Here is a 13,264-nt window from a genome sequence, read left to right on the forward strand (position 1 = left end):
ATAAATTTTTGAAGCGATGTCTATCTTAGCTTTTAAAACTTATTGCTGTTTGAATTCTTTAAATTCATCAATGTATAGAGCTACATAGCCACAATTGGGACACACTGAAGCTTTTGTTTTTGCTGATACATTATTGAAAAAACCTTTCCTTTTTTGACTAATTTTAACTCCAGCCAAATCACCCTCAACAGTCACTTTACAACCCTCTATCATTTGAGTTTGGCATTGATTACAAATTCTTTTCAACACTTTAAAAGCCCCTTTTTTTAAACGATTGTTATCTCTTATTTCTATAAAGATTAAATAAGTCCTTTTAATAGTAGTCTCTGATTATGAAATTTGCTTAATTACTTCATATATATCGGTGTAATATGAATGGTTCAATATTTACATATATCCAATTTTTTAAAGGTTTGACACACATATTAGGGATTGCTAATATGATACTAAACAGAACGTATTAGTTAAAACTAATATGATAAGGGGGAAATCTCATGCTTCAAACGGAAATAGATACGAAAGTAAAATTCCTTAGAGGATTTGCTGATAAAACACGTATCCAAATTCTTGATAGTATAAAAGATCAAGAAAAAGCTGTCTCTCAAATTGTGGATGACCTTAACGGCAATCAATCTAATATCTCACAGCATTTAGCATGTTTAAAAGGCTGTGGACTCATCGTTGGGAGACAAGAAGGAAAATACGTTTATTACAGCTTACGTAATGAACAAGTACGGGATTTATTAATGATGTTTAATACAGTTTTTGAAGACGTTCAGAATGATGTAGCTTGTTGTGAACGTCACATAGATTAGGGAGGTGGATTCAATGGCTGATAAATGTTGTGGTTCAAATGGAAAAACCGCAGATGCTGCTACGGAGAGCACGTCTTGTTGCGGTAGTCATTCAGAGGTTAAACCTCAAGAAACACTTGCCGCTATTGGTGAAAAGGCAGAGTTTCGCATTCACGGAATGGATTGTCCTTCATGTGCCTTGACGATCGAAAAAGGATTAAGTGGTTTGCAGGACATTCAAGACGTTAAAGTAAATTATAATACTGCTAAACTACAAATAGTCGGTAAAAACAGCGCCTCCTTTGACCAGGTGGAAAGTGAAGTACAAAAACTAGGATATGGCATTGAACCACTACTCCAAAACAAGAATGTTAGAATCTTTAACGTTGAAGGAATGGATTGTGGAAGTTGCGCAAAAAGTATTGAAAACCACTTGAACACCATCCCTGCAGTAAAAAATGTAAGTGTGAATTTTTCAACTGGCAAAATGAAAATTGAACACGATAACAATGTTGCCGATATCATTTCTGAAGTGTCTAAAATAGGATATAAAGCTTCTTTATTTACTAGTAAAAAGTCAAATGAATCACCTAAATCCTTAAGTGGCAATGGTGGGATTATCTTCTCTGGAATATTGATTGCTGTGGGGTTTATTAGTTCCTTTACTGGCATTTCTACCCTATTAACAACACTCATGTATGCAGTTGCAATGGTTATTAGTGGATATAAACCTGTAAAAAGTGCCTATTATTCAATTAAAAGTCGTTCATTAGATATGAATGTCCTCATGTCTGCTGCGGCGATTGGCGCTGCTTTGATTGGAGAATGGTTAGAGGGTGCAACGGTTGTTTGGTTATTCGCACTTGGAACCACCCTTCAAAATATGTCAATTGAAAAAACAAGAAACTCCATCCGAAATTTAATGGATTTGGCTCCATCTGAAGCCTTCGTAAAAGTAGGTTCAGAGTTAATTAAAAAACCAGTTGAAGAGGTTTCGATCGGTGATATCTTGATCGTGAAACCTGGAGATAAAATTCCGCTAGACGGTGAAATCGTACACGGTGAATCCAGTGTAAATCAAGCCCCGATAACTGGTGAATCGATTCCAGTTGATAAAGCAACCGGAGATACTGTTTATGCGGGAACAATAAATGAAAGTGGTTCACTTGAGATAAAAGTGACAAAGTTGGTGGAAGATACAACGATCGCTAAAATTATTCATTTAGTGGAAGAAGCACAAGAACAAAAAGCCCCAACACAAGCATTTGTTGATAGATTTGCAAGTATCTATACGCCGATTGTGTTTATTCTAGCATTAGTTGTCATGGTACTCCCCCCTCTACTAGGTTTGGGAACCTATGGTGAATGGTTCTACAGAGGACTTGAATTATTAGTTGTTGCTTGTCCGTGTGCTTTAGTGATTTCAACACCTGTTGCAATCGTATCTGCAATCGGAAACGCAGCAAAAAATGGTATATTAATCAAAGGTGGTACGTTCTTAGAAAAAGCTAGTGCTATTCGTGCCATTGCCTTTGATAAAACAGGTACATTAACGGAAGGTAAACCAAAGGTAACTGAAATAATTGCCATAGATACGGATGACGAGCAGCTATTGTCGATTGCTTTGACATTAGAAGAATACTCAACACATCCAATAGCAAAAAGCATTGTTGAATATACTCGGGTTAATGGAATACAACCCAAAAATGGTGAATTATTTAAGAACATTGTCGGTAAAGGAGTACAAGCAACTCTTGATGGAGAAATCTATTACGCAGGGAATCCAAAATTATTCGAAGAGAAGAACGTTACATTAGGGGATGTAACCGAAACTGTTCTTAAACTTCAGAATCAAGGTAAAACGGTCGTAATGATCGGTACAATGACTAAAATAATCGGTATTATTGCTGTTGCTGATACGATTCGACAGACCACTGTAGAAGCATTAAAAGGATTAAAACAAGTTGGTATAAACGAAGTTGTCATGTTAACTGGTGATAATGAAGGCACAGCTAAAATGATTTCAAAGGAAGCGAATGTCAGCCGCTATTTTGCAGAGCTTTTACCAGAAGACAAGGTTAATGCCATCAAACAAATACAAAGTGAAGGCAAAATGATAGCGATGGTTGGAGACGGAATAAATGATGCACCTGCACTCGCTACGGCTGATCTGGGAATTGCTATGGGTGGTGCTGGAACTGACACAGCGATGGAAACTGCTGATATTGTCTTAATGGCAGACAACCTTGAAAAACTTCCACATACGGTAAAACTTAGTAGAAAAGCGTTGACGATCATAAAGCAAAACATTTGGTTCTCATTAATCGTCAAATTCGTGGCTCTAGCTCTTATCTTCCCTGGTTGGTTAACACTTTGGTTAGCGGTATTAAGCGATACCGGAGCTGCAATCATTGTGATCTTAAATGCGTTAAGACTTTTAAAAGTGAAGGAGTAATTGTTGAAATAATTCAGATAACGTGGAGAAAATTCAACATAACAGGTTAAATTATATATTTAGATTAGTAAAATCAATTACAATGTAAATAAACTACAAAAAAGCTTGAGGGAATTTTCGAACCCCAAGCTTTTACATTTTGGATTTCCAATGTATTTTCAGCACGTATGCATTTATATAGTTTAATAGTATAAAGTCATTCGAAAATTCCTTAAAAAAAGACAACAATTGTAAAAAGTATCCATTTGTGTATCATTTGTGGTTGAAAATGCGATAAAAACATTCGAAAAATAGAAATGCGTATGCTTTAATATAGTTTGGCAAACTAAAACCTTTCGCAAATTCCAAGAAAAGGAAGAAATACTTTTAATAGTGACAACAAATTCAAAAATTTTCCATTTACGTATCATTTTTAAGTAAAAAAGCGATAAAAGCATACGTAAAAATGAATTCCGTATGCTTTTATATAGTTTGGCATTATAAAACCATTCGGAAGTTCCAAAAAAAGGAATATCCACTTTCAAAACAGCTAAAATTATCCCCTTATTCGAACAAAGACAATAGTTAATGTCAAGTTTTCAATTAAGGGAAATATACAAAACCAACTCCCTTAAGGCTTATAACTTGCCTTCCCCTATTCATTTTCATTATAATGGAAATATACAAAATATTAGCTCTATACTTCTTCATGTTCGTTACAGAATTTACCCTCCTCTATGATAAGACTTCATCGTTTGCATTAATCTATCTATCATAATTAGCTATACATCTTAATATAATAGTCCTGATGTTCTAGAATTCTAAAAGTCTATATTTCTTTCAAATTAGCCCATTTTCTATTGTAACAATCTCATTAAAGTAATTAGTAACATCTTAGTTTCTTAAACTAGATGAAATAATAAATTTACTAATTTTTCACGAAGGAGAGATGTAAGTAATGGATACTAAAGGCAATGGCAACATCGGAGGATGCCCGTTTCATGGGGCTACTACTAGTAACAAAACGAGTGGTACTACGAATCGAGACTGGTGGCCAAATGCGTTAAATTTGAACATTCTCCACCAACATGATACAAAATCGAATCCTATGGGAGCAGACTTTGATTACGCAGAGGAATTTAAAAAATTGGATTATGATGCGCTTAAGCAAGATCTTCGTGATCTGATGAAAGACAGTCAAGATTGGTGGCCTGCTGACTATGGACATTACGGTCCAATGTTTATTCGTATGTCATGGCATGCTGCTGGTACATATCGTATTGGTGATGGCAGAGGTGGCGGTGGAACGGGTAACCAACGTTTTGCACCTTTAAACAGCTGGCCAGACAACGTTCTACTTGATCGAGCACGACGCCTCCTGTGGCCGATTAAGCAAAAGTATGGGAATAAGATTTCCTGGGCAGACTTGCTTGTTTTAGCAGGTAATGTCGCTATTGAAGATATGGGTGGCCCAACAATTGGATTTGGCGCAGGACGCGCAGACATTTGGCAGCCTGAAGAAGAAGTTTATTGGGGAACTGAAACAGAATGGCTAGGTGAAAATCGTTATTCTGGCGAACGTGACCTTGAAAATCCGCTTGCTGCTGTTCAAATGGGACTTATTTATGTAAATCCAGAAGGTCCGAATGGTAAACCAGACCCGATTGCAAGTGCGAAAGACATACGTGAAACTTTTGCTCGAATGGGAATGAATGATGAAGAAACAGTTGCACTTATAGCTGGAGGACATACGTTTGGTAAAGCACACGGTGCTGGAGACCCTAGTAAAGTTGGTCCAGAGCCTGAGGCTGCTCCTATTGAAGCAATGGGCTTAGGTTGGCAAAGTTCTCATGGAAAAGGGTATGGCCGTGACACCATCGGTAGCGGAATTGAAGGTGCTTGGACTGCGAATCCGACACAGTGGGACAATGGATACTTTGATCTCTTGTTTGGATATGAATGGTGGCTAACAAAGAGTCCTGCGGGGGCATGGCAATGGCTTGTTGTAGACCCTGCTGAGGAGCATCTTGCACCAGATGTTGAAGACCCATCTATTAAGGTCCCAACAATGATGACCACTGCGGATATGGCATTGCGTCATGACCCAGAATACGAGAAAATTTCTCGTCGTTTCCATCAGAATCCGGATGAGTTTGCAGATGCCTTTGCTCGTGCATGGTTCAAGCTACTCCACCGTGACATGGGTCCTAAAGCAAGATATCTTGGTCCAGAGGTTCCAGAAGAAGATTTCATCTGGCAAGATCCTGTACCAACTGGTAACGCTGAATTAACAGATGCCGAAATCGCAGAAATTAAGGCGAAAATTCTAGACTCTGGACTAACAGTAAGTAAGCTTGTGACAACGGCTTGGGCTTCTGCAAGTACGTACCGTGGCTCCGATCATCGCGGAGGTGCAAATGGCGCACGCATCCGCCTAGCACCACAGAAGGATTGGGAAGTAAACCAACCGGAACAACTTGCACAAGTGCTCCAGGTATTAGAAGGCATTCAAGAAGATTTAGATATCGATATCAGTCTAGCTGATTTGATTGTTCTTGGAGGAAGTGTTGCAATCGAAAAGGCTGCACGTGATGCAGGTTTTGATGTAACGGTTCCATTTGCTCCTGGTCGAGGCGATGCAACACTAGAGGAAACGGATGTTGAAAGCTTTGACGTACTAGAGCCTGTTGCTGATGGCTTCCGTAATTATCAAAAGAACCAGTATAGTGTGAGCCCAGAAGAGCTTCTGATTGATAAGGCTCAACTTCTTGGTCTTACTGCCCCAGAAATGACAGCTCTAATCGGTGGTATGCGCGTTCTAGGTACAAACTACGGTGGCACTCAGCACGGTGTATTCACTGACCGTGTTGGTCAACTTACAAATGACTTCTTTATTAACTTGCTCGACATGGGAGTGGCGTGGAAGCCAGTAGGAGAAAACGTCTATGAAGGCCGCGATCGCAAAACAGGCGATGTTGTCCGTACAGCAACAAGAGTAGACCTTGTATTTGGTTCAAATTCAGTTTTACGTGCCATTGCTGAAGTATACGCACAAGATGATAACAAAGAGAAGTTTGTAAAAGACTTTGTTGCTGCATGGGTAAAAGTAATGAATGCAGATCGCTTTGACCTGAAATCAACTGAAAATAAGAAAGCTCAACTTACAAGCAACTAATTGTTGAATAAAGGCTGTTAACCTAAAAAACCCTTCTGTGAAACCGCACAGAAGGGTTTTTTTCTTTTGGGACAGTGGCTCCCACTACATCATTTGTTGTACTTTTTCGAGATTTTTTTCTTGCTCGAGAATTTTTTTGACGAGTTGGTCGACTTCCTCAAGTTCAGCGCTTGGGTTTTTCCACCAGTTTCGGCTCCAAATGCGGTGGATGGTCCAGCCTTTGTTTTCGAGGAATTTTTGTCGGTACACATCTCTTTCTTTCGCAGATGGTGAGCTATGATACATCGCCCCATCACATTCAATTCCGAGAATATACCTCGACTCATTTTCAGGATGCACCACGGCTAAGTCAATTCGATAATTGGACATGCCGACTTGTGTATCCACTTTATATCCCATTTCCGTTAATTGTTCATACACTTGTGTTTCAAATGGTGAATCAAAATGAAGAGCCTTTTCTTGTCGTTGTGTGTTCATCTCTTCATTCAGTTCTGAAAGGACAGCTCCGATTCTCTCCTTCTGTAGATTCGAAACAGCCTGCGCGTACTCTAAATAACTTTTAAAATACTTTGGTCCGACATTTTTCGTTTTTGATACGTCCAGTTCATTCGGTTCAATACTCGATACAACATAGATCGCTTCTTTTGAACGAGTAACCGCCACATTCAGGCGGTTTTCTCCCCCCTGCTGTCCAAGCGGGCCAAAACGATTATAGACTCTGCCATTTTCAGCTTTCGCATATCCAACCGAAAAGATGATAATATCGCGCTCGTCACCCTGTACGTTTTCGATATTTTTCACAAAAATTTGTTCATCCAAATCCTTACCCATGACCTGATGATACAAGGTATTAAATTCTTCATCTTCCTCGGCTAGCATATCGATATAATCAAGAATTTTATCCTGTTGTTTCGCGTTAAAGGTAATGATTCCAATCGACCTCGTCGCATCCTTTTGAAGTAATTCTTTCAATAGAAGGACCACTTCTTTCGCTTCAACCTCATTACACTGATTAATCCACTTGCCATCGACTTTCCGCCATTGAATTGCCGCTGGATTCTTCAGATGTTCCACGTTTGGCGCGATTTGAATATTGCCATTGTAATAGGCATGGTTTGAAAAATTAATCAATTCCTCAGACTTTGAACGATAATGCCATTGCAGCATTTTACTCGGAAACACACGTTTTGCTAAATTCAGAAGACTTTCTGAAACGACCATATCGTCCTCATCAACATCATCTTCATCAATTTGGATACCGCCCTTAAACAGATTACTCGGCGGTAATTGCTTTTCATCGCCTGCAATAATGACTTTAGACGCCCTGTAGACAGATGGAATCCCATTTTCAACCGTTAACTGTGAGGCTTCATCAAAAATAACCAGATCAAACAAATCCTTGCCTAACGGAAAAATCGCTGACGATGTCTCAGGTGATACAAGCCAAACGGGTAGTACATCTAATAAACCTTCTTGAGCATACTTTTTTACAAGCTTTCGAACTGGCCAGATTTGTCGCTTCTTCCCTGTTTGGTATGTGATGTCCTTTATCGCTTTAGAATGCTGTTCCTTCACTGAACCTAGGGATTTAATTAAGCGATTTTGCAAGACTTTAGCTGAAAGTTCTTTCTTTTCTTCTAAAAGATCTTTAAATCTTGTACGTAATCGATGAAACTCTTCTGTTCCAATCTTCGTAAGCACCGGATGCTTTCGTTCAATTTCATCAATCCAGTAAATATATGCCGATTGCTTCGTATGTTCAACCCATTCTTTCGCTAGTTCACGATGAAGCTGTTCTTTACTTTTATCCTTTAATTCATCAATGAGCGTTTTGACGAAGGGCATACTCTCATCATAGATTCGATCCATATTACGAAGGTCATCAAAATCTTGAATCACATATTCCTGCTGTTTTTGAAATTCAGATAACGGAATATCCCCTTTTGATATTTGTTCCTTATATTTCTGCAGCTTTTCATCCTTAAAATAAACGGATAATTGTTTCATTTCGTTCGCCATGTCAGTTGACACATTTGAAAGTTCATAGAGGATTCGTAAGCTTTCTCTAAGTTTTGGCCACTCCGTCGATGATAAGCCTTTAAATTTGTCGCCTTCGATTAATTCTTCAACGATCGTCTTTCCGGTAAAAGAAGTCCACCACCAAAGTCTCAATTTCTGAAGTGTTTTTTTCTCCTGCGGATTTAAGTCCTCATAAATCTTTTCGAGCTTACCGCCAACTTCCCAGCTGTACTCCGGGGTAATCTCATCCTTTTCAAAATGCTCAAGGTAGGTAATGCTTTTCTCAGCCTGCTCAGTGACCTTCTTAAGAATCTCAACAATCGTCAAACGATCCTTAATTTCAAGCTTTGCAAAGGATTTACGGTCTTTTAGAGGATAGTTTTCCTGTCCAAATCGACTAAAATAATCCCCGTATGAAAAGATGGTTGTTAAGACCTCTTCTAAATTATTCTTATTTACATCATTAATCACAGCCGTTAAGTTCAGAATGACTTCCTGTTGATTAACCGGTTTTCCAAGACCGTACAGGTCATAGGCTCGATATCCATGAGGTTGTGCTTCATACAAGCCTTTAGCAATTGCATCCAGTTCTTGCTCACATTTTTCGACTTTCTGTGAGAGTTGTTCATATTCAACCTCTAATTCCTGTACAAATTCATCTTTCACTAACCGATTATGAAGCTTGCGGTAAAGGCTAGTTCGATCCGTTTTTTCATCATGTAATAGACTTACACTCGATGAAAGCCCTAAGCTGTCGAGTCTTTGATAAACGACATCTAATGCCGCACGCTTTTGACAGACTAATAATACCTTCTTTTTATCGGCAATCGCATTCGCAATCATGTTGACAATGACCTGAGATTTCCCAGTTCCAGGTGGCCCATGAACGACCATGCCTTCGATATCTTCAATCGAATTGATGATTTCTTCCTGGGATGCATCCGTATCAAGGACAAAGAACTTTTCTTTTTCTATTTTTGGAGCAGTTTCAGCCGATGTCTGTTGACCCTCTCCGAGATTATCGGTTGTAAAGGTAGAAGAAGGCCCTTCCCCTACATTCATCAATTCTCCCGCTAAGCCAAAATCAGAAACGCCCTCTTCCATTTGTTGCAGGAAATCCTCATAGTCCTTTAAAATAGCCGAGTTTCCTTGAGGAAAATGACCGAGAATCGCATAATTGTCTAATTGAAACTCACCCTTTTTAAAGGAGGGGATGAGGTCAGACGTTAGATTTTGAAAAGGTTCAAGTTCTTGAGCATTTGACCAGTTGATATTGATATTGTATTTTTTTAGCCAAGTTAACCATCCTAGAAAATCCATTTGAGCAGATTGCTCAACTGCCTCATCATACATTTCATCAGGCACATAGAAATTGCTCATTTTTTGCATCGCTAAAAAGAGTGGACGATTTAACATCGGCTCGGAATCTTCCATCGGATGAAGAACCCACTTTGTTCCATGTTCTTTCACCCTTTCTAACTTTACAGAATGGAGAAATAAAGGTGCTCGTATGTACGTTCCATCAAGCATCGCACCACTTATGAACGGATAACCAATATATAAATCGTATAAACCCGTTTCGTCCTCAATTGACTTCAAATTCCGATAAAGGGTTGTCAATTTCCCCGACAAAAGCAGAGATTCTTCCTCATTTACGTTTTGCTTCACTAGTTCAACGTGACGAATATTTTTAATGAGCGCATCCAAGATATCTTGAGGATTTTTGTTGATTTTACCTACTTCGCTCAAGTCAAAATTCCATTTGTTATATACCTTTAACATGCGTATGGACCGATTTCGCCGACTAATGTCATTCAACCGATCCTTCAAAACCGTTAATTTTTCCTTCAATTTAGATCACCTTATTTTTCAGTTCGTTCAAATACATAGTTTCATTATATACTTCTTTTTGCAAGAATATTTCATCAAGATGGGAAATTGTGGTGTTTTGAAGAATTGGTATAAAAATAGCCCAGGGCATATGCTCTGAGCTTTTTACTAATTTTAGTTAAGGAACCTACTCCATTCAATCTTTGGACGACGTACCTTCTCCACCAAATACTGTAGTCCATATAATAAATACGCTTTGTAATGTATATATAGAAAGAACTGAAAATAGGTTAACCTGTGTAAACGCATGATTTTAATCTTTTTGAGAAAAGGCATGAACAGAAACGCAAAGAGTCCATGACCGATTGCATTTAGTAGCACAAACTTTTTAAAGTTTCCAAACGATAATGTAAGGAGCCAAATCGACATAGGTATGTAAGGACCAAGGTCAAAAGGAAGTTCATTCCTTAAAAAAGATTTTGGCTTACCATAAAATATCCAAAACTTCCGTTTGTATCCTATAACATGATTTATGATTTCAAAAATAAAGATAATAAAACTTGCCAAAGAATAGCGTTTGATGGGATGCTTACCTACAAATAGTAATGATAGCCACGAAATGATGATCATAGCTAAATTAAATACAACATGTCGTCTTGATGCCATAAGTGAATTTCACCTCGACCTGAATTATTTATACTATATTAAAATGTCCAGATTTGAAAATAAAATCCACTTAATTTAGGCAGTCACAGACATTTCCCATTTTCCTTGTTATGATGAATCAAAAGTCAAAATTGTCTGGGTCTGGCCCCACACGAAGATTTTGATTCAGTCCATGAATAACTTCCATTTCCTCATTCGTTAATTCAAAATCAAAAACATTTGCATTTTCAATAATTCGATGTTCTTTTGTAGACTTTGGAATGGTAACAACCCCGTTTTGCAGGTCCCAACGTAAGATAATTTGTGCAACTGATTTATTATGCTTACGCGCTATTTCATGCAGAATATCATTATCTAGTAATTGACCTTGCATTAATGGTGACCAAGCTTCAAGTTGGATCCCATTTCGCTTGGAAAACTCATGTAAATCTTTTTGAGATAATCGAGGATGGTATTCTACTTGATTGATCATAGGTTTAATTTCAGCATCTTTCATGAGTTCTTCTAGATGGTGAATTTGAAAATTACTTACCCCTATTGCTTTTACGCGCCCTTCTTTGTAAAGAGTTTCAAGAGCTCTCCAAGCATCTTTAAATTTACCCTCAACAGGCCAATGAATGAGGTATAAATCTAAATACTCTAATCCAAGTTTCTTTATACTTGTTTCATAAGCAGTTAGAGTTGATTCGTATCCTAAATCTGCATTCCAAACTTTAGAAGTCACAAATAGTTCCTCTCGAGAAATTTGTACTTCTTTGAGCCCTTCTTTAATTCCTATTCCTACACCTTCTTCGTTCTCATAAATCGCCGCTGTGTCCACACTGCGATATCCATTTTTTATTGCCGTTTTTACTGCGTTAACCAGTTCAGGCCCCTCTTCTACTTTAAAAACTCCAATACCAAACCAAGGCATTTTTACACCGTTGTGCAAAGTTGTTGTATCTTGTAAATGTTTAGCCATTTTATAAGACCTCCGAATAATATTTTTATTTACTAAAACTCTTCATTTTTGTTATATTTATTTGATCTCTTCGTTCTAAAATCGTACTAAAACCTGCTAGGACCGCAGCAATTAATACCATTAGAGCGCCAATCCACGATGTGTGAATCAGTCCGATTGAATCAGTAATTAGCCCACCTATATAGGAGCCGATTGCAATCCCAGCATTAAATGCCGCAATATTTATTGCAGAAGCTACGTCAACTGCACTTGGCACAAAACGCTCCGCTAGCATTACAACATAAACTTGTAACCCTGGCACATTCATGAAGGCAAATAATCCCATGATAAGGATGGTAAGTAGCCCTGCAATTTTAAATGGAGCTGTGAACAACAAAGTAAATAAAACGACTGCTTGTACAATAAACATATAAAACAATGCGCGAACTGGATTTTGATTTGATAGTTTTCCACCAATCATATTCCCAATTGCAATCGCAACACCATAAATGAGTAATATAAGTGCGACAGATTCTTCTTTATACCCCGTTATATTTTGGAGTAATGGTGATAAGAAAGTGAAAACAACAAATGTTCCACCATACCCTAAAGCTGTAATAGTGAAGATAAGTAATAAACGTCCATTTTTTACGAGTTTAAGCTGATCTCGAAAGGTTGTTTTTACACCTTTTCGTAGACTAGAAGGAATTAAAATGCTATTTGCAATGAAAGCAATGATCCCAGTAAAAATAATTACGAGAAACGCTGCTCTCCAGCCAAGTTGTTGTCCAATAAACGTCCCAAATGGAACACCGGTAACAGTGGCGATTGTAAGCCCGGTAAACATAATGGATATGGCACTCGCTCTGCGATTTTCAGGAACTAAATCAGCAGCAATTGTAGAACCGATTGACATGAAAACACCATGAGAAAAAGCAGATATTACTCGTGCCACTAATAATAATCCGATTGTATTTGAGATAGCAGCAAGGCTATTGCCAATAATAAATACAATCATGATCCAAAGTAAGAGCGTCTTACGAGACATTTTTGACGTTAGGGACGTTAAAATAGGTGCTCCAAATGTTACTCCTAAAGCATATATCGATACAGTTAACCCTGCTGTGGTTACTGGAATATTTAAATCCGCAGCTATAAGTGGTAATAAACCAACGCTGATAAATTCAGTTGTGCCTATCGCAAAAGCACTAACTGCTAGGGCAAGTAATGCAAGTGTACTTGAGATGTTTCCTTTAGCCACGATGTGTCCTCCTCTTTGTTCGTATGAAATAAATGAATAACTAGTATGATCGGCCGACAAATGTTATTATGTGTGATAGGTTTTAAAATGAAAAGTACGTACTTTTTTGTAATATAGATACTAAAAAGTATTATAGGTACTTTTT

General features: G+C 38.0%; 8 protein-coding genes. 3 read left to right on the top strand and 5 right to left on the bottom strand.

The genetic code is table 11. The features are described from left to right. Nucleotides 1-39: 39 nt before the first annotated feature. Nucleotides 40-249, bottom strand: coding sequence for a nucleic acid-binding protein (locus CKJ95_RS09110; protein WP_099353097.1), 210 nt, complete (start codon nt 247-249; stop codon nt 40-42). A gap of 245 nt (nt 250-494) precedes the next feature. Here CKJ95_RS09110 and CKJ95_RS09115 point away from each other — a divergent pair, with 245 nt between their 5' ends. The 3 genes from CKJ95_RS09115 (at nt 495) to katG (ending at nt 6,403) form a co-directional block, all read left to right on the top strand. Then, entirely contained in the window at nt 495-815 is a 321-nt protein-coding gene (locus CKJ95_RS09115; RefSeq protein ID WP_099353098.1) for an ArsR/SmtB family transcription factor, read from the top strand. 13 nt (nt 816-828) lie between these two features. Continuing rightward, entirely contained in the window at nt 829-3,249 is a 2,421-nt protein-coding gene (locus CKJ95_RS09120; RefSeq protein ID WP_099353099.1) for a heavy metal translocating P-type ATPase, read from the top strand. Between the two features lie 937 nt (nt 3,250-4,186). Next, a complete protein-coding gene (katG, locus tag CKJ95_RS09125; RefSeq protein WP_099353100.1) occupies nt 4,187-6,403 on the top strand; it encodes a catalase/peroxidase HPI in 2,217 nt (738 codons plus the stop codon). A gap of 84 nt (nt 6,404-6,487) precedes the next feature. Here the strand turns inward: katG and CKJ95_RS09130 are convergent, their stop codons facing one another. The 4 genes from CKJ95_RS09130 to CKJ95_RS09145 form a co-directional block, all read right to left on the bottom strand. Next, nucleotides 6,488-10,273 carry an AAA domain-containing protein gene (locus CKJ95_RS09130; protein WP_099353101.1) on the bottom strand — a complete coding sequence of 1,262 codons (3,786 nt, stop codon included), beginning with the start codon at nt 10,271-10,273 and terminating at the stop codon, nt 6,488-6,490. Between the two features lie 153 nt (nt 10,274-10,426). After that, nucleotides 10,427-10,918, bottom strand: coding sequence for a hypothetical protein (locus CKJ95_RS09135; RefSeq protein ID WP_099353102.1), 492 nt, complete (start codon nt 10,916-10,918; stop codon nt 10,427-10,429). A 118-nt stretch (nt 10,919-11,036) separates the two neighbouring features. Continuing rightward, nucleotides 11,037-11,879 (bottom strand): aldo/keto reductase, encoded by an 843-nt coding sequence (locus CKJ95_RS09140; RefSeq protein WP_099353103.1) that lies wholly within the window; start codon nt 11,877-11,879, stop codon nt 11,037-11,039. A gap of 25 nt (nt 11,880-11,904) precedes the next feature. Beyond that, entirely contained in the window at nt 11,905-13,119 is a 1,215-nt protein-coding gene (locus CKJ95_RS09145) for an MFS transporter (RefSeq protein WP_099353104.1), read from the bottom strand. Nucleotides 13,120-13,264: the final 145 nt, after the last annotated feature.

This window comes from Fredinandcohnia onubensis, from assembly GCF_002734285.1.
Classification (GTDB): domain Bacteria; phylum Bacillota; class Bacilli; order Bacillales; family Bacillaceae_L; genus Ferdinandcohnia; species Ferdinandcohnia onubensis_A.